Source organism: Streptomyces sp. NPDC006997, from assembly GCF_040635175.1.
Classification (GTDB): domain Bacteria; phylum Actinomycetota; class Actinomycetes; order Streptomycetales; family Streptomycetaceae; genus Streptomyces.
Genome location: NZ_JBEYHH010000019.1, coordinates 132,548 through 150,100, shown reverse-complemented (window position 1 = coordinate 150,100; position 17,553 = coordinate 132,548). Strand labels below are relative to the sequence as shown.

At 70.1% G+C, this 17,553-nt stretch carries 15 protein-coding genes; 9 read left to right on the top strand and 6 right to left on the bottom strand.

The features are described from left to right. Positions 1-136 precede the first annotated feature (136 nt). A complete protein-coding gene (locus ABZ659_RS20680; protein WP_360221838.1) occupies positions 137-2,341 on the bottom strand; it encodes a (Fe-S)-binding protein in 2,205 nt (734 codons plus the stop codon). Positions 2,342-2,570: 229 nt separating this feature from the next. Between ABZ659_RS20680 and ABZ659_RS20675 the strand changes: the two genes are divergently transcribed. From ABZ659_RS20675 to ABZ659_RS20655, 5 genes are all read left to right on the top strand, one after another. Further along, complete coding sequence (locus ABZ659_RS20675; RefSeq protein ID WP_360221835.1) at positions 2,571-3,623, top strand: MraY family glycosyltransferase; 1,053 nt, start codon at positions 2,571-2,573, stop codon at positions 3,621-3,623. Positions 3,624-3,716: 93 nt separating this feature from the next. Further along, entirely contained in the window at positions 3,717-5,564 is a 1,848-nt protein-coding gene (dnaK, locus tag ABZ659_RS20670; RefSeq protein ID WP_360221832.1) for a molecular chaperone DnaK, read from the top strand. After that, on the top strand, positions 5,561-6,208 hold the full coding sequence (gene grpE, locus ABZ659_RS20665; RefSeq protein ID WP_360221829.1) for a nucleotide exchange factor GrpE: 648 nt from the start codon (positions 5,561-5,563) through the stop codon (positions 6,206-6,208). Before dnaK ends, grpE begins: the two co-directional genes overlap by 4 nt. A 45-nt stretch (positions 6,209-6,253) precedes the next feature. Then, positions 6,254-7,435, top strand: coding sequence for a molecular chaperone DnaJ (gene dnaJ / locus ABZ659_RS20660; RefSeq protein WP_360221826.1), 1,182 nt, complete (start codon positions 6,254-6,256; stop codon positions 7,433-7,435). A gap of 5 nt (positions 7,436-7,440) precedes the next feature. Continuing rightward, on the top strand, positions 7,441-7,893 hold the full coding sequence (locus ABZ659_RS20655; RefSeq protein ID WP_360221824.1) for a helix-turn-helix domain-containing protein: 453 nt from the start codon (positions 7,441-7,443) through the stop codon (positions 7,891-7,893). A gap of 47 nt (positions 7,894-7,940) precedes the next feature. Here the strand turns inward: ABZ659_RS20655 and ABZ659_RS20650 are convergent, their stop codons facing one another. Then, entirely contained in the window at positions 7,941-8,114 is a 174-nt protein-coding gene (locus tag ABZ659_RS20650) for a hypothetical protein (protein WP_360221822.1), read from the bottom strand. Positions 8,115-8,409: 295 nt separating this feature from the next. Here ABZ659_RS20650 and ABZ659_RS20645 point away from each other — a divergent pair, with 295 nt between their 5' ends. Together ABZ659_RS20645 and ABZ659_RS20640 are read left to right on the top strand one after the other, a co-directional pair. After that, positions 8,410-9,519 (top strand): substrate-binding domain-containing protein, encoded by a 1,110-nt coding sequence (locus ABZ659_RS20645; RefSeq protein WP_360221819.1) that lies wholly within the window; start codon positions 8,410-8,412, stop codon positions 9,517-9,519. A gap of 440 nt (positions 9,520-9,959) precedes the next feature. Continuing rightward, positions 9,960-10,988 (top strand): LuxR C-terminal-related transcriptional regulator, encoded by a 1,029-nt coding sequence (locus tag ABZ659_RS20640; RefSeq protein ID WP_360221816.1) that lies wholly within the window; start codon positions 9,960-9,962, stop codon positions 10,986-10,988. Here ABZ659_RS20640 and ABZ659_RS20635 read toward each other — a convergent pair. Further along, positions 10,951-11,937 (bottom strand): helix-turn-helix transcriptional regulator, encoded by a 987-nt coding sequence (locus tag ABZ659_RS20635; protein WP_360221813.1) that lies wholly within the window; start codon positions 11,935-11,937, stop codon positions 10,951-10,953. The two genes, ABZ659_RS20640 and ABZ659_RS20635, sit on opposite strands and share 38 nt — an antisense overlap. Next, a complete protein-coding gene (locus ABZ659_RS20630) occupies positions 11,934-12,926 on the bottom strand; it encodes a helix-turn-helix transcriptional regulator (RefSeq protein ID WP_360221810.1) in 993 nt (330 codons plus the stop codon). The genes ABZ659_RS20635 and ABZ659_RS20630 overlap by 4 nt, the downstream gene beginning before the upstream one ends. 320 nt (positions 12,927-13,246) lie before the next feature. Here ABZ659_RS20630 and ABZ659_RS20625 point away from each other — a divergent pair, with 320 nt between their 5' ends. Then, a complete protein-coding gene (locus ABZ659_RS20625; RefSeq protein WP_210924086.1) occupies positions 13,247-13,582 on the top strand; it encodes a hypothetical protein in 336 nt (111 codons plus the stop codon). Between the two features lie 151 nt (positions 13,583-13,733). Here the strand turns inward: ABZ659_RS20625 and ABZ659_RS20620 are convergent, their stop codons facing one another. Next, positions 13,734-14,150: a TIGR03618 family F420-dependent PPOX class oxidoreductase gene (locus tag ABZ659_RS20620; protein WP_360221807.1), complete on the bottom strand. Its 417-nt coding sequence runs from the start codon at positions 14,148-14,150 to the stop codon at positions 13,734-13,736. Between the two features lie 177 nt (positions 14,151-14,327). Here ABZ659_RS20620 and clpB point away from each other — a divergent pair, with 177 nt between their 5' ends. Further along, entirely contained in the window at positions 14,328-16,925 is a 2,598-nt protein-coding gene (gene clpB, locus ABZ659_RS20615; protein ID WP_360221804.1) for an ATP-dependent chaperone ClpB, read from the top strand. Between the two features lie 25 nt (positions 16,926-16,950). On the opposite strand, the gene ABZ659_RS20610 is transcribed toward clpB, so the two are convergent. After that, on the bottom strand, positions 16,951-17,391 hold the full coding sequence (locus ABZ659_RS20610; protein ID WP_360221801.1) for a hypothetical protein: 441 nt from the start codon (positions 17,389-17,391) through the stop codon (positions 16,951-16,953). Between the last annotated feature and the right edge of the window lie 162 nt (positions 17,392-17,553).

Below are 17,553 nucleotides of genomic sequence, written 5' to 3'. Positions count from 1 at the left end.
ATCGACTGTCAAGTGCGAACTGGGCGTCTGATGTGCTGCTTTGGTGTTCCACCTGTGCGAAAGCGACGCCCCGCCTGTCCGGGGTGAACCGGGCGGGCGGGGCGTCGCTGGCGGTGCTGAGGGCGTGCGGGGCGGACTACTTCACGGGTTCGGGCTCCGGCGCGCTCTCCGACTCCGCCGCGTCCTGCGGGTCGGCGGGCGTCTTGACCGACTCCAGCAGCAGCTGGGCGACGTCGACGACCTGGACGGACTCCTTGGCCTGGCCGTCGTTCTTCTTGCCGTTGACCGAGTCGGTCAGCATGACCAGGCAGAACGGGCAGGCGGTGGAGACGATGTCCGGGTTGAGCGACAGCGCCTCGTCGACCCGCTCGTTGTTGATGCGCTTGCCGATGCGCTCTTCCATCCACATCCGCGCACCGCCGGCGCCGCAGCAGAAGCCGCGCTCCTTGTGCCGGTGCATCTCCTCGTTCCGGAGGCCCGGGACGTTGGCGATGATCTCGCGCGGGGGCGTGTAGATCTTGTTGTGGCGGCCCAGGTAGCACGGGTCGTGGTACGTGATGAGGCCCTCGACCGGCGTGACCGGGACCAGCTTGCCCTCGTCCACGAGGTGCTGGAGCAGCTGGGTGTGGTGGATGACCTCGTAGTCGCCGCCGAGCTGCGGGTACTCGTTGCCGAGGGTGTTCAGGCAGTGCGGGCAGGTCGCGACGATCTTCTTCGCCGACTTCGGCTTCTTCGTCGACTCGTCCTCGTCATCCTCACCGAACGCCATGTTCAGCGCGGCGACGTTCTCCATGCCGAGTTCCTGGAACAGCGGCTCGTTGCCCAGGCGGCGGGCGGAGTCGCCGGTGCACTTCTCGTCCCCGCCCATGATGGCGAAGCTGACGCCCGCCATGTGCAGCAGCTCCGCGAACGCCTTGGTGGTCTTCTTCGCGCGGTCCTCCAGGGCGCCCGCGCAGCCCACCCAGTACAGGTACTCGACCTCGGACAGGTCCTCGATATCCCTGCCGACGACCGGGACCTCGAAGTCGACCTCCTTGGTCCAGGCGAGGCGCTGCTTCTTCGCCAGGCCCCAGGGGTTGCCCTTCTTCTCCAGGTTCTTGAGCATCGTCCCGGCCTCGGACGGGAACGCCGACTCGATCATCACCTGGTAGCGGCGCATGTCCACGATGTGGTCGATGTGCTCGATGTCGACCGGGCACTGCTCGACGCACGCGCCGCAGGTGGTGCAGGACCACAGCACGTCCGGGTCGATGACGCCGTTCTCCTCGGCCGTGCCGACCAGCGGCCGTTCGGTCTCCGGGCCGGTCCCCCCGGCGAGCAGGTAGGGCGCCTTGGCGTGCGAGTGGTCGCGCAGGGACATGATCAGCAGCTTGGGGGAGAGCGGCTTGCCGGTGTTCCAGGCGGGGCACTGCGACTGGCAGCGACCGCACTCGGTGCACGTGGAGAAGTCCAGCAGGCCCTTCCAGGAGAACTGCTCGATCTGCGAGACGCCGAACACGTCGTCCTCACCGGGGTCGGTGAAGTCGATCGCCTTGCCGCCGGACGTCATCGGCTGGAGGGCGCCCAGCGCGCTCTCACCGGTCGCGTTGCGCTTGAACCAGATGTTGGGGAAGGCCAGGAACCGGTGCCACGCCACGCTCATGTCGGCGTTCAGCGAGACGACGATCATCCAGATGAAGGAGACGCTGACCTTGATCCCGGCGAACAGGTAGACCAGGGTCTGGAGCGAGGACAGGCTCAGGTCGTCGAAGACCGTGACCAGCGGGTACGAGGCGAAGAACGCGGCCTCGTAGTGGTCGACGTGGTGGATCGCGCCTTCCAGTCCGCGCAGGACGTAGATCACGGTGCCGATGGTCAGGATGATGTACTCGACGAAGTACGCGTGCCAGGGCGTCGAGCCCGCGAAGCGCGACTTGCGGCCCGCCCGCAGGGGCAGGTTGAGCAGCCGGATGACGATGAGGGTGGCGATGCCCACCGTGGTCATCACGGTGATGAACTCGACGTACATCTCCCAGGGCAGCCAGCCGCCGATGATCGGCAGCGTGAAGTCGGCGACGTAGAGCTGGCCGATGGCCTGCACCAGGATGGGGATCAGGGTCAGGAAGCCGATCGCCACGAACCAGTGCGCGATGCCGATGACTCCCCACCGGTTCATCCGCGTGTGGCCGAGGAACTCCTTCACCAGCGTCACACTGCGCTGGTAGGGGTTGTCGGTCCGGACCCCGGCCGGCAACGGCTGGCCGAGCCTGAAGAACGTGACGAACTGGGCGATGACGCGGGCGAACAGGGCCGAGCCGACCACTGTCAGGACCATCGACACGATGATCGAGGCAAGTTGCATTCCGGGGCTCCTCGGGCCTGCGAGGGAGATTACTAAGCGGTAACTTAATGCAGTTCGTTCGAGAGTACCCGCATCATGCCCCGCACTGTAGTTACCGGCTCGGTGATCTGTGTCGCTGAGCCTCCCCTGACCCCCCGTCCGGTACCGGGGGTGGCCGGGACGGGCGCGGCGCGCCGCGCTTATCGCGCCATTCATACCAAAACATGACGTTCGGACTTAGCTTAGGCCCGTGCTCTACGGGATCGCCGCCGCCATCGCCGCCCTGCTCCTCGCCGCCCTGCTCGCGGGACTCCTCCGGGTGCCCGGACTGCGGCTCGGGCTGGTCGACCGGCGCCGCGCCCGGCCGGTGCCGGTGGTCGGCGGCATGGCGGTGGTGCTCGCGACGGTGCTGGTGGCGGGGGCGGGCGAGTGGACCGGCGTGGCGCCGCTCGGCCCGGGCGTGGGGACGCTGCTCGGCGCCGGGGCCGGGGTCGCCGCGCTCGGGCTGGTGGCCGACGTGTGGCGGCTGCGCGCGCGGGTGCCGCTCGCCGGTACGGCGGTGGCGGCGCTGTGCGTGGTGCCGTACGAGGGCGGAGGGGTGACCGGGGTGGTCGGCGGGGTGCTGGCGGCGGCGTGGGTCGCGGTGGTGGCCGGGGCGTTCCGGGCGCTGGACCACGCGGACGGGCTGGCGGGGACGGTCGGGGTGGTGACCGCCTTCGGGGTGGGCGCGTGCGCGGCGGTCGAGGTGCTGGACGGGGTGGCGGTGCTGCTGAGCGTGCTGGCGGCGGCGCTGACCGGGTTCCTGATGCACAACTGGCATCCCGCGCGGGTGGCGTTCGGCGGGTGCGGGGCGCTGTTCACGGGGTTCGTGCTGGCGTCGGCGGCGGTGCTGGTGCGCACCGGGTACGACGCCGTGCCGTCGGCCGGGGTGCTGTTCGCGCTGACCGGCGTGGTGAGCGTGGACGCCGTCCTGGTGGTGCTGGCGCGTCGGCTGGCGGGGCGGCCGGTGACCCGGCGCGGCCCCGACCACCTGGGGCACCGGCTGCGGCGGCTCGGTCTCACCTCGCGGGGTGCGACGGTGGTGGTGGGTGCCGGGACGTTCGCGAGCGTCCTCGTGGGGGTGCTCGTGCACGGGGGGTGGGTGGACGCGGGTGCCGTGTGGTGGGTGGCCGGGGGCGGGGCGGTGGCGGTCCTCGGGCTGCTGTGCGTCAAGGGGGCGGGGGCGCGCGCGGTACCGGCCGCACGGGCGTCCGTGCAGGTCAGGGGAGAAGTGCGGCGGCCCTTGCGTGTAAGGAACGGATAAGAGTTGAGTCCGCTTGGCTCAGGTCTGTTGACCCATTCCGGGTCGTCGTGCACACTTGAGTCCGTTCCACTCAAGTCGCTGGAGGAATCAACCATGGCACGTGCGGTCGGCATCGACCTGGGCACGACTAACTCCGTCGTCAGCGTTCTGGAGGGCGGCGAGCCCACCGTCATCACCAACGCCGAGGGCGCCAGGACCACGCCGTCCGTCGTCGCCTTCGCCAAGAACGGCGAGGTGCTGGTCGGCGAGGTGGCCAAGCGCCAGGCGGTCACCAACGTCGACAGGACCATCCGGTCGGTCAAGCGCCACATGGGCACCGACTGGAAGATCAACCTGGACGGCAAGGACTTCAACCCGCAGCAGATCAGCGCCTTCGTGCTGCAGAAGCTGAAGCGGGACGCGGAGGCCTACCTGGGCGAGAAGGTCACCGACGCGGTGATCACCGTCCCGGCGTACTTCAACGACGCCGAGCGCCAGGCCACCAAGGAGGCCGGTGAGATCGCCGGTCTGAACGTGCTGCGGATCGTGAACGAGCCGACCGCGGCGGCCCTGGCCTACGGCCTCGACAAGGACGACCAGACGATCCTCGTCTTCGACCTCGGCGGCGGCACCTTCGACGTGTCGCTCCTGGAGATCGGTGACGGCGTCGTCGAGGTGAAGGCCACCAACGGTGACAACCACCTCGGTGGCGACGACTGGGACCAGCGCGTCGTCGACTTCCTGGTCAAGCAGTTCCAGTCCGGTCACGGCGTGGACCTCAGCAAGGACAAGATGGCGCTCCAGCGCCTCCGTGAGGCCGCCGAGAAGGCCAAGATCGAGCTGTCCTCGTCCACCGAGACCTCGATCAACCTGCCCTACATCACCGCCTCCGCCGAGGGCCCCCTGCACCTCGACGAGAAGCTCACCCGCGCCCAGTTCCAGCAGCTGACCGCGGACCTCCTGGAGCGCTGCAAGACGCCGTTCCACAACGTCATCAAGGACGCCGGGATCGCCCTCTCCGAGATCGACCACGTCGTTCTCGTCGGTGGCTCGACCCGTATGCCGGCCGTCGCCGAGCTGGTCAAGGAGCTGACCGGTGGCAACGAGGCCAACAAGGGCGTGAACCCGGACGAGGTCGTCGCCATCGGCGCCGCCCTCCAGGCCGGTGTCCTCAAGGGCGAGGTCAAGGACGTCCTGCTCCTCGACGTCACCCCGCTGTCCCTCGGCATCGAGACCAAGGGCGGCATCATGACCAAGCTGATCGAGCGGAACACGACGATCCCGACCAAGCGGTCCGAGATCTTCACCACCGCCGAGGACAACCAGCCGTCCGTGCAGATCCAGGTCTACCAGGGCGAGCGCGAGATCGCGGCGTACAACAAGAAGCTCGGGATGTTCGAGCTGACCGGTCTGCCGCCCGCCCCGCGCGGTGTCCCGCAGATCGAGGTCGCCTTCGACATCGACGCCAACGGCATCATGCACGTGACCGCGAAGGACCTGGGCACGGGCAAGGAGCAGAAGATGACCGTCACCGGCGGCTCCTCGCTGCCGAAGGACGAGGTCGACCGGATGCGCCAGGAGGCCGAGAAGTACGCCGAGGAGGACCACGCCCGCCGCGAGGCCGCCGAGTCCCGCAACCAGGGCGAGCAGCTCGTCTACCAGACCGAGAAGTTCCTCAAGGACAACGAGGACAAGGTTCCCGGTGACGTCAAGAACGAGGTCGAGGCGGCCGTCGCCGAGCTGAAGGAGAAGCTCAAGGGCGAGGACACCGGTGAGATCCGCACCGCCACCGAGAAGGTCGCGGCCGTCTCCCAGAAGCTCGGCCAGGCCATGTACGCCGACGCGCAGGCCGCGCAGGCGCCGGGCGGCCCCGAGGGTGCCACCGCCGGCGGCGCCAAGGCCGACGACGACGTGGTGGACGCCGAGATCGTCGACGACGAGCGGAAGGACGGTGCCGCGTGACGGAGGAGACCCCGGGCTTCGACGAAAAGCCCGACGTCCCCTCCGGCGCCGCCCCTGACGACGCCGAGCCGAAGGCCGCCTCCGAGGAGGGGGCGGCCCCGGCCGGGGACGCCACCAGCACAGACCCCGGTCTGCTGGCCCAGCTGGACCAGGTGCGCACCGCGCTCGGCGAGCGCACCGCGGACCTCCAGCGGCTCCAGGCCGAGTACCAGAACTACCGCCGCCGGGTCGAGCGCGACCGCATCGCGGTCAAGGAGATCGCCATCGCGAACCTCCTGACCGAGCTGCTGCCGGTGCTCGACGACATCGGCCGCGCCCGCGAACACGGCGAACTCGTCGGCGGCTTCAAGTCCGTCGCCGAGTCGCTGGAGACCGTGGCCGCGAAGATGGGCCTCCAGCAGTTCGGCAAGGAGGGCGAGCCCTTCGACCCGACGGTCCACGAGGCGCTGATGCACAGCTACGCGCCGGACGTGACCGAGACGACGTGCGTGGCGATTCTCCAGCCCGGGTATCGCATCGGCGAGCGCACCATCCGCCCCGCGCGGGTGGCCGTCGCCGAGCCGCAGCCCGGCGCGCAGACCGTCAAGGGCGAGGAGTCCCCTGAAGGCGACGACAAGGAGAGCGGTGGCCCGGACGAGGGCTGAGCTTGACGACGTAGGGACGTACGCGAGGAAGGAGGGACGTCGGGGATGAGCACCAAGGACTTCATCGAGAAGGACTACTACAAGGTCCTCGGCGTCCCCAAGGACGCCACCGAGGCCGAGATCAAGAAGGCGTACCGGAAGCTCGCCCGCGAGTTCCACCCGGACGCCAACAAGGGCAACGCCAGGGCCGAGGAGCGGTTCAAGGAGATCTCCGAGGCGAACGACGTCCTCGGCGACCCCAAGAAGCGCAAGGAGTACGACGAGGCGCGCACCCTGTTCGGCAACGGCGGCTTCCGCCCGGGGCCGGGCGCGGGCGGCGGATCGTTCAACTTCGACCTCGGCGACCTCTTCGGGGGCGGGGGCGGCGCGCAGCAGAGCGGCGGCGGCTTCGGCGGCGGCATCGGTGACGTCTTCGGGGGCCTGTTCAACCGGGGCGGCGCGGGCACGGGCACGCGGACCCAGCCGCGCCGCGGCCAGGACATCGAGTCCGAGGTCACGCTGAGCTTCAACGAGGCGATCGAGGGCGCGACGGTTCCGCTGCGGATGTCGTCGCAGTCCCCGTGCAAGGCGTGCTCCGGCACCGGCGACAAGAACGGCACGCCGCGCGTGTGCCCGACCTGCGTCGGCACCGGGCAGGTCGCCCGTGGCTCGGGCGGCGGCTTCTCGCTGACCGACCCGTGCCCGGACTGCAAGGGGCGCGGGCTGATCGCGGAGGACGCCTGCGAGGTCTGCAAGGGCTCCGGCCGCGCCAAGTCCTCGCGGACGATGCAGGTGCGGATCCCGGCCGGGGTGAGCGACGGGCAGCGCATCCGGCTGCGCGGCAAGGGCGCGCCCGGTGAGCGCGGCGGTCCGGCGGGCGACCTGTACGTGGTCGTGCACGTCAAGGAACACGCCGTCTTCGGGCGCAAGGACGACAACCTCACCGTCACCGTCCCCGTGACCTTCGCGGAGGCGGCGCTCGGCGGGGAGGTGCGGGTGCCGACCCTCGGCGGGCCCCCGGTCACCCTGAAGCTGCCGCCCGGCACGCCCAACGGCCGCACCATGCGGGCGCGGGGCAAGGGCGCGGTGCGCAAGGACGGCACCCGTGGGGACCTGCTGGTCACCGTCGAGGTGAGTGTGCCGAAGGACGTGACGGGGAAGGCTCGTGACGCGCTGGAGGCGTATCGCGAGGCGACCGCGGATGAGGATCCGCGGGCGGAGCTGTTCCAGGCGGCGAAGGGAGCTTGACGACGATGGACGGCCGTCGACGCAACCCGTATGAACTGACCGAGGAGACCCCGGTCTACGTCATCTCGGTGGCGGCCCAGCTCTCCGGACTCCACCCGCAGACGCTGCGCCAGTACGACCGCCTGGGCCTGGTCTCCCCGGACCGCACCGCGGGCCGGGGCCGGCGCTACTCGGCCCGCGACATCGAGCTGCTCCGCCAGGTGCAGCAGCTGTCGCAGGACGAGGGCATCAACCTCGCCGGCATCAAGCGGATCATCGAACTGGAGAACCAGGTCGCCGCGTTGCAGTCCCGCGTCGCGGAACTCCAGGCGGCCCTGGAGGGCGCGGCGGCCACCATGCGCCAACGCGAGGCCGCGGTCCACGCGTCGTACCGCCGCGACCTGGTCCCGTACCAGGAGGTCCAGCAGACCAGCGCGCTGGTGGTGTGGCGACCGAAGCGGCAGCAGCAGACGGACTGACGAGCGCGTAGGGGCCCCGCGGAGGCGGGGCCCCTACGCGTGTCCGCTCAGGGGGTCGTGACCGCCCAGCCGTCCGCGGGGGCTGGACCCTCGAAGACGGGGGAGGTGCAGCTCGTCGCCGCGGTGGCGGGCGTGGTCACGGCGGTGAGCAGGCCGCCCGCGGTGGCGAGTACGACCGCGGTCGAGGCCGCGGCGGTCGTGCTGCGTCTGGCTGGGATCATTCGGTCCTCCGACGCGGGAGCGCGGCGGGGAACGCCGTCGCGCAGCTCCCGACTGACGAAGAATGGGATGGGTTGTACGGATCTCGGACGCACGCGAAATCCGGTGCGGTGAAGGCGCGGTGAGGCCCGTGCGCAGGTGATTCCGCTCCGTCTCCACAGGTGAAGCGGAGCGTGATGTTGTCATCTCGTTAAGTGATTCGGCTTGACGCTGGGCGCCGACGAAGCGTTGTCTTTTGAGACACCTGGGTAGCAAGGCTGCTCCCACGTCCGGAAGACATCAGAAGTGAGCCCCCGTATGCGTCGTATCGCCATATCCGTCGCCTTGTCCGCGTTGACTCTTTCGCTTGCCGGGTGCGGTGTGCTGGGCGCGACGGACGACGGCGCCGACGCCTCCCCGACCAAGGGCGACGACATCACGGTGGGGCTGCTGCTGCCCGAGACGGCGAACTCCCGCTACGAGAAGTTCGACTACCCCATCATCAAGGAACGCATCGCCTCCCTCACCAGCAAGCGCGGCAAGGTCGAGTACGCCAACGCCGAGGCGGACGCGGACAAGCAGGCCGCGCAGATGCGGCAGATGATCGACGACGCGGTGGACGTCATCCTGCTGGACGCCGTCGACTCGCACGGCATCGCGGACACCGTCCAGCAGGCCAAGGACGCCGGGATCCCGGTCATCGCCTACGACCGGCTCGCCGAGGGCCCGATCGACGCGTACATCTCCTTCGACAACGCCCTCGTGGGCGAGGTGCAGGGACGTTCCGTCATCGAGGCGCTGGGCTCCGGGATCGACACGGCCGACAAGGTCGTGATGATGAACGGCTCGCCCACCGACCCCAACGCGGGCCAGTTCAAGCAGGGCGCGCTCTCCGAGCTGACCGGCAAGGTGACGATCGCCAAGTCCTTCGACACCAAGGACTGGAAGCCGGAGAACGCCGAGGCCAACATGGCCGAGGCGATCAACGAGATCGGCGTGGACAACATCGCCGCGGTGTACTCCGCCAACGACGGCATGGCGGGCGCCGTCATCAAGGCCCTGCAGAGCGCGGGCGTCAGCGAGCTGCCGCCGGTCACGGGTCAGGACGCGGAGCTGGACGCCGTACAGCGGATCGTCCTCGGTGAGCAGTACATGAGCGTCTACAAGTCCTACCCGCAGGAGGCCGAGGCCGCCGCGGAGATGGCCGTCGCCCGGGTCCAGGGCAAGGACATCCAGTTCGACGCCCTCACCCGCGACCGCGTCGACAGCCCCACCGACAAGGACATCCCGGCCCAGCTGGTCACCGTGACCGCGCTGACCCAGGAGAACATCGAGGAGACCGTCGTCGCGGACGGCATCTACAAGGTCTCGCAGATCTGCGCGGGCAAGTACGCGGACGCCTGCGCGGAGATCGGCCTGAAGGACTGACGGTCGGTTTCGCGCCACGGGAGTGGGCTTCGGGGGCACCTTCCGGCCGTCTTGACCGTACGGGGCCGTGGTGCCGTACCAGTGCGCCGGACCCGGGGCGTCCTCGGCGCTCGGGATTTCCCGGAGTCGTGCTGGAGCGGCGGTTCGAGGTGCCCGGCGCCCGGCGGGGGCGCCGGACGCGGGACCCCCTTCCGGTGCCCGGTCGGCGGGCCGGGGGGAGGCCGCCAGCTCGGACCCGGGGGAAGCGGCTCCCGCGACGCACCCCCGCGCGCCCCCATACCACCGTCATCTTGTTGCAATGCGCGGGACGGGGGCCCGGAAATACCGGGGCATAGTGGTGGTTTCCCAGGGTCACAGTGGGAAGAGCCGTGTTGCGGAGCAGTCCTCATCCGCGCATAGTTGCGCTGCGAGGAGCGCTGCAACCGGGGGTGGGATGGGCGATGGCCGGGCACAGGACGGACGAGCATCCACACGGTGCTGACCGACTGTGCGAGGCGGCGGACCGGGTGTACTCCCGAGCCGTACGGCGCGGGCGGGTTCCGCGCCACGACGCCGAGCCGGTGCCCTGTCTGCTCGAACTCGCGCTGCTGCACCCCGACCCCGACGACATGGACTGGCTGGTGCCGACCTCCCCGCAGGAGGTCATGACCCGGCTGCTGCGCGGGGTGTACGACGAGATCAGCGCCAGCCACCGGCGGGTGGGGTCGGCGGTCGCCGCCTTCGACTGGTACGCGGGCCTGGGCGGCAAGGACGCCGGACTGCCCCGTGCCGAGGGCACGTCGGCGCTGCGCGTGCTGGACGGCCCGTCCCGCATCCAGGCGGCGCTGGACGAGGCGACGGACGCGTGCACGACGGAGGTGCTGACCGTCCAGCCGGGCGGCATCCGGCGCGAACACGAACTCTCCGAGGGGCTGCACCGCGCCCTCGCGCTGCGCGGCCGGGGCGTCCGGATGCGCGACCTGTACAACCATGTCGCCCGGCACGGGCAGGGCCTGCTGAACTACCTGGAACTGATGGGCGACACGGTGGAGGCGCGCACCCTGGACGAGGTCATCGACCGGCTGATCCTCTTCGACCGCACGGTGGCCTTCATCCCCGCCAACGCCGACCGCACGATGGCCCTGGAGCTGCGCCACCCCGGCCTGGTGGCGTACCTGGTGACGGTCTTCGAACGCCTCTGGCGGCTGGCGGTCCCGCTGACGGCGCCCCTGCCGGACACCCGTATCGAGGGCATCTCGCACCGCGAGCAGTCCATCGCGGCGCTGCTCGCGGAGGGCCACCAGGACGCGGTGATCGCCGAGCGCCTCGGCATCAGCGTCCGCACCTGCCGCGCGCACATCGCCCGCCTCTCCGAGACCCTCGGCGCGGCCAGCCGCACCCAGCTGGGCGTCCGCATCGCCCAGGTCGGCCTCAACGGCCCACCGGAGCCCGTCAGCGTCCCTGATCCAGGATCCCGGAGCGTCCGATGAGGTAGCCGAGCTGCGCGCGGCTCTCGCTGCCGAGGGTGGCGGAGAGTTTGGCGATGTGTTCGCGCGCGGTGCGGACGTTCATGCCGAGGCGTTCGGCGATGACGGCGTCGGTGTGTCCTTCGACGAGGAGGGCGGCGATGGCGCGTTGGCGGTGGGTGACGCCGTTGAGGGCGGGTGGGGCCACGGCTTCGGGGTACATCGGGGTGGCGAGGCGCCAGAGGCGGTCGAAGGTGGTGGCGAAGTAGGTGACGAGGGCGGGGACCCGGACTTCCAGCGCCGTGGCGGACTCCTTGTCGCCGGGGACGAAGGCCACCTCGCGGTCGACGATGATGATGCGGTCGGTTATCTCGTCCAGGGTGCGGGCCTCGGAGTCGCCCGTGAGGTGCTCGTGGTGGGCGATGACCGAGGGCACATGGCGCTGGGTGTGCTGGTAGAGGGTGCGGATCCGGCCGCCGCGGTCGAGCAGGGCCTGGTCGCGGAGGTGGGAGATGGCCCGGGCCCGTTCCATGCGGGCGGCGCCGCGGTGAACGCTGGGCTGCACGCAGAGCAGTTCCCGCGTCGCCTCCGCCATCGCTTCGGTGATGGCCTGGTTGATCCGCACGGTGCCGACGAGCATCCGGATGGGGCTCTCCACGGGGCCGTCCGGGTGTCCGGCCCCGCGCAGCAGCGGCTCGAAGGTCCGGGCCAGCCGGACTTCGCGCTCACGCTCGTCGGCGACGCGGTTGGCCGAGGTGCGCAGCAGCCGGTGCAGGGCGAGGGCGGGCGGTACGGGTTCCAGCCGGCCCGGGTCGTCGAGGGCGGGGGAGAGGAGGCCGAGGTCCAGCAGGCAGGGCGCCTGTGCGGCGTCCTCGGCGCGGATACGGCCTTCGGCCAGGGCGCGTTCGTACAGCTGCGTACCCGCGTCGCACAGGTCCTCCACGCCGTGCTCCGCGTGCGGTGGCACGGTCACTCGCCGGCTCCCTCCTGATTGAGGATGCCCGACTGCGCGATGAGGTAGCCGAGTTGGGCGCGGCTGCCGCTGCCGAGGGCGGAGGCCAGCTTGGCGATGTGGGCCCGGCAGGTGCGGACGTTCATGCCGAGGCGGCGGGCTATGGCCTCGTCGACGTGGCCCTCCACGAGGAGCTTGGCTATGGAGTGCTGGATCTCGGTGATGCCGTCGGGCGCTGTCTCGTAGGGCGCGCCCGCGCTGAGCGGCACGGCCCGGTTCCACATGAACTCGAAGACCTTGATCAGGTACCGGACCAGCCCTCGGTGGCGCAGCTCCAACGCGATCTGCCGGTCGTCGCGGACCGGAATGAAGGCCACCGTCTCGTCGCAGATGATGAGCCGCTCCACCAGTTCGTCGATGGTGCGGTACTCGGCCCTACCGTTGGCGAACCGGTCCACGTAGGCGAGCCGCTCCGGGCTGTACCTCGCCGTGTGCTGATAGAGGGTGCGGATCCGCACCCCCCTTTCGATCAGGGTCTTGTCGCGCTCAAGTGCCTCCAGGAGCCGCTTCTCCGTACTCCGTCCGCTCGGCTGGACCGTGAGCATTTCGGCCTTGCACTCGGCAGTCGCCAGGTCGAGCGCCGCGTTGATGCGGTCGAGCCCCTCTACCACTGTGATCGAGTGACCGGATCCGGTTTCCTGGGTGCTGAGGGTCATGAACGGCTCGAAGGCCTCGGTGAGCGCGATGCTCAACCGTCGGTGCTCGGAGATCTCACGTTCGATGGGAGTCAGCCGCTGCGCAAGGGCAACTGACGGCAGAACGGGCCGGAGCCAGTTGGGATCATCGGGATCCGGGTGCAGAAGGGCGAAGTCGGTCAGGCACGGAGCCGACTCGGCATCGGTCCTCGGGATCCGCCCGGTGCGCAGGGCGTTTGCGTAGAGGCGGCTTCCCTCCTCGCACAGCTCTGTGACCGCATGGGGATGTGTCGCCCTTGTCCCGTTATTACCCAAAACTCCACCCCCCAGGGTCCTGAACGTGCAGGAACATGATGCACCGTTCGTGTGGCCATGACGTACCTGAATGAGCCATCGTCTTATCCGACGGGGGAGTGAGGGGACCTTCAAGTGAGGACGAAGCCGACTATGCGCAAGAGAATGCTTCGCTCGGTGCTTGTTGCCGCCTTCTCCGCCGTTGTGGCCTTGGGAACACTGGCGGGCCTCTCCGGTGGGAAGGGCGACGTGCACGAGGCGGGGGGCCAGGATGTCGTTGTCGAGGACGCGGGTACTCAACCTTTGTACTTCCCTGCCGACAGCAGGTGGGACTGATAACGATGACGACTCCTCCTGACGACCGTTCCTTCCGTCGCGAGATGGCCACCGCCTACCGCTCCGGCTGGCACTTCATCGACCTGGTCACCGCTCTCCCCCACAACGGTGACTCCCTGATGGTGACGGTCTTCGGTGAGCCCGTCGTCGTCACCCGGGACGAGGACGGCGACGTACGAGCGTACCGGTGTCTGCGCAAGCCGCGAGGGGCGCCGCAGCCCGTGCGGTGTGCCATCCGGTACGGAATGATCTTTGTGAACCTGGACCAGCGAGACCACCGGCTGGCGGAGCCCGAGGCCCCAACCCCGCGGACCATCTCAGCCACCCCCCGCAGTGCCTGACGCGATTCCCCCGTCGTAAGAGATCGCTCAGGTGCTTCCCCCCGCAGCGGCGTCACCGTGACCTGAACACGGTGACGCCGCTGTCGTTTGGTCGGGTGTGGGCGGGTATCCGCTGATCGCGGACGTGGCCGAAATCCATCGACGCCGGGTATCAACCGCGCCCCATCGCACTCGTCAGCGCGATCTCGATCACGACCCGCGTCGGCTTGGGGGTCGGGTTTCGGCCGTACCGCTCGGCGTAGCGCCGTTCCGCCTCCGCGACCCGCGCCGGGTCGGTGTGGACGGTCGCCCGCCCCTCCAGTGTGGCCCAGCGCCGCCCCGCCACCTGGCAGACCGCGACCGCCGCCCCGTCCGTGCCCGTGGCCAGGACGTTGGCCACCTTGGCGCTCGCCTTGTCGGCGATGACGCGCGCGAGCCGGGCGGCGGGATCGTAGGTGACGCCCACGGGTACCACGTGCGGGGTGCCGTCCGTGCGGAGCGTCGTCAGGGTGCACAGGTGCCGTTCCCGCCAGAAGCTGAGGAAGGCGGCGTCCGGTGCGCCGGGGTCCTGGGAGTAGGAGGTGGCCATGACTGCGCAACCTAACCCCTCCCGGAGCTTTCCGTGCGCCGCCGCCCTCCCGGAACGGCCTTGAGTGGAATAGACTCAACTTTGTATAAGTTGTGTGAGTCAGCACAGTCAGACCGGGAGACCGGCGATCTGACCCGACCTGGCAGAGAGCGCTGACGCGAGGAGGAGAACGCGAACGTGGACGCCGAGCTGACCAACCGGAGCCGGGAAGCGATCAACGCGGCCGGGAACCGGGCCGTGACCGAGGGGCACCCCGACCTCACCCCCGCCCATCTGCTCCTCGCGCTGCTCCAGGGCCAGGAGAACGAGAACATCACCGACCTGCTCGCCGCGGTCGACGCCGACCAGGCCGCCGTACGCTCCGGCACCGAGAAGGTGCTCGCCGGGCTGCCCAGCGTCACCGGGTCGACCGTCGCGCCCCCGCAGCCCAACCGCGAGCTGCTCGCCGTGATCGCGGACGCGCAGGCGCGCGCCAGGGACCTCGGCGACGAGTACCTGTCGACCGAGCACCTGCTGATCGGCGTCGCGGCGAAGGGCGGTGCCGCCGGTGACGTGCTGACCGGGCAGGGGGCCACCGCGAAGAAGCTGCTGGCCGCCTTCCAGAAGGCCCGCGGCGCGCGCCGGGTGACCACCGCCGACCCCGAGGGCCAGTACAAGGCGCTGGAGAAGTTCGGCACCGACTTCACCGAGGCCGCCCGCGAGGGCAAGCTGGACCCCGTCATCGGGCGGGACCAGGAGATCCGGCGCGTGGTGCAGGTGCTCAGCCGCCGGACCAAGAACAACCCCGTGCTCATCGGTGAGCCGGGCGTCGGCAAGACCGCCGTCGTCGAGGGGCTCGCCCAGCGGATCGTCAAGGGCGACGTGCCCGAGTCGCTGAAGGACAAGCGGCTGGTCGCGCTCGACCTGGGCGCGATGGTCGCCGGGGCCAAGTACCGCGGGGAGTTCGAGGAGCGGCTGAAGACCGTCCTCGCGGAGATCAAGGACTCCGACGGGCAGGTCATCACCTTCATCGACGAGCTGCACACGGTCGTCGGCGCGGGGGCCGGCGGGGACTCCGCCATGGACGCGGGCAACATGCTCAAGCCCATGCTCGCCCGTGGTGAGCTGCGCATGGTCGGCGCGACCACCCTCGACGAGTACCGCGAGCGCATCGAGAAGGACCCCGCCCTTGAGCGGCGCTTCCAGCAGGTGCTGGTGGCCGAGCCGAGCGTCGAGGACTCGATCGCGATCCTGCGCGGTCTGAAGGGCCGGTACGAGGCCCACCACAAGGTGCAGATCGCGGACAGCGCGCTGGTCGCCGCCGCCACCCTCTCCGACCGGTACATCACCTCCCGCTTCCTCCCGGACAAGGCCATCGACCTCGTCGACGAGGCGGCGTCCCGGCTGCGCATGGAGATCGACTCGTCCCCCGTCGAGATCGACGAACTCCAGCGCGCCGTCGACCGGTTGCGGATGGAGGAGCTGGCGCTCGGCAAGGAGACCGACGCGCCCTCGCGCGAGCGGCTGGAGAAGCTGCGCCGCGACCTCGCCGACAAGGAGGAGGAGCTGCGCGGCCTCAACGCCCGCTGGGAGAAGGAGAAGCAGTCCCTCAACCGCGTCGGTGAGCTGAAGGAGCGCCTCGACGACCTGCGCGGCCAGGCCGAACGCGCCCAGCGCGACGGCGACTTCGACACCGCGTCCAAGCTGCTGTACGGCGAGATCCCGGCCCTGGAGCGGGACCTGGAGGCCGCCTCCGAGGCCGAGGAGGAGGTCGCCCGGGACACCATGGTCAAGGAGGAGGTCGGCGCCGACGACATCGCCGACGTCGTCGCCTCCTGGACCGGCATCCCGGCCGGGCGGCTGATGGAGGGCGAGACGCAGAAGCTGCTGCGCATGGAGGACGAGCTGGGCAAGCGGCTGATCGGGCAGCGGGAGGCCGTACAGGCGGTCTCCGACGCGGTGCGCCGCTCGCGCGCCGGGATCGCGGACCCCGACCGCCCCACCGGGTCGTTCCTCTTCCTCGGGCCGACCGGTGTCGGCAAGACCGAGCTGGCCAAGGCGCTCGCCGACTTCCTCTTCGACGACGAGCGGGCGATGGTCCGCATCGACATGAGCGAGTACAGCGAGAAGCACAGCGTGGCCCGGCTGGTCGGCGCCCCGCCCGGGTACGTCGGCTACGAGGAGGGCGGCCAGCTCACCGAGGCGGTCCGGCGGCGCCCGTACAGCGTCGTCCTCCTCGACGAGGTGGAGAAGGCGCACCCGGAGGTCTTCGACATCCTGCTCCAGGTGCTCGACGACGGCCGCCTCACCGACGGCCAGGGCCGCACGGTCGACTTCCGCAACACCATCCTGGTGCTGACGTCGAACCTGGGCAGCCAGTTCCTGGTCGACCCGATCACCAGCGAGGCGGAGAAGAAGGAGCAGGTCCTGGAGGTGGTGCGGACCTCCTTCAAGCCGGAGTTCCTCAACCGCCTCGACGACCTGGTGGTCTTCTCGGCCCTCACCAAGGACGAGCTGAGCCGTATCGCCCGCCTCCAGATCGACCGCCTGGCGCGGCGCCTGGCCGAGCGGCGGCTGACCCTCGACGTCACGCCCGACGCGCTGACCTGGCTCGCCGACGAGGGCATGGACCCGGCGTACGGCGCCCGCCCGCTGCGCCGCCTGGTCCAGACCGCCATCGGGGACCGCCTCGCCAAGGAGATCCTCTCCGGCGAGATCAAGGACGGCGACACGGTCCGCGTGGACACGTTCGGCGAGGGCCTCCTGGTGGGCCCGTCGACCGGCAAGACCCTGTAGGACGGCCCGGCACGCGCCCCGTGCCTCAGTACGTGGACGCCGAGTACCGCACCAGCGCGGTCTCGGCGTCCACGTACACCACACTCACCTTGACCCCGTCGGCGCCCACGACGCTCGACAGGCCGTTGGTGTAATCCACATCCAGGCAGAAGGCCGCGTCGTCGTCCGGGCAGTACTCCGTCTCGGGGGCGGGGGCATCCGGGTAGCTGGTGGAGAGCCAGTCCTCGACGTCGGCGCGCGGCATCCGGAAGACCGCGCTGTAGTACAGGTCCTGCCAGCCCGCCTCCGTGCAGTCCCCGACCGGCTCCGCCCCGGCGGGCAGCTCCGCCCCGCCGAACTCCAGGACATCCGCGCAGGGCACGTTCTCGGGTCCGCCGCCAAGCGGGTACTCGGACTTCGAGAGGAGGAGGCCCGTGAGGACGATGACCATGGGGAGCACCAGGAACAGCGCCGGCAGAGCCACCACAGCCGCGAAGAACCCCCACCGCGTCCGCCCCACGACCACCCTCCCGTGTCCCGGCCGCCCACCCGACCGGCCGGATCATGTCAGCCCAAGGCTGACAGGCCCTGTCGGGGCTTGCCACCCCCCTCCCCTCCTGGGAGAGGATGGCGGAATCCGTACGAAGGG

Excerpts from the sequence above, each read along its gene's own strand:
- ABZ659_RS20655 (WP_360221824.1), top strand. The coding sequence starts at position 7,441 with ATGGACGGCCGTCGACGCAACCCGTATGAACTGACCGAGGAGACCCCG.
- ABZ659_RS20680 (WP_360221838.1), bottom strand. The coding sequence starts at position 2,341 with ATGCAACTTGCCTCGATCATCGTGTCGATGGTCCTGACAGTGGTCGGC.
- ABZ659_RS20640 (WP_360221816.1), top strand. The coding sequence starts at position 9,960 with ATGGCCGGGCACAGGACGGACGAGCATCCACACGGTGCTGACCGACTG.
- ABZ659_RS20645 (WP_360221819.1), top strand. The coding sequence starts at position 8,410 with ATGCGTCGTATCGCCATATCCGTCGCCTTGTCCGCGTTGACTCTTTCG.
- dnaK (WP_360221832.1), top strand. The coding sequence starts at position 3,717 with ATGGCACGTGCGGTCGGCATCGACCTGGGCACGACTAACTCCGTCGTC.
- dnaJ (WP_360221826.1), top strand. The coding sequence starts at position 6,254 with ATGAGCACCAAGGACTTCATCGAGAAGGACTACTACAAGGTCCTCGGC.
- ABZ659_RS20650 (WP_360221822.1), bottom strand. The coding sequence starts at position 8,114 with ATGATCCCAGCCAGACGCAGCACGACCGCCGCGGCCTCGACCGCGGTC.
- ABZ659_RS20620 (WP_360221807.1), bottom strand. The coding sequence starts at position 14,150 with ATGGCCACCTCCTACTCCCAGGACCCCGGCGCACCGGACGCCGCCTTC.
- ABZ659_RS20625 (WP_210924086.1), top strand. The coding sequence starts at position 13,247 with ATGACGACTCCTCCTGACGACCGTTCCTTCCGTCGCGAGATGGCCACC.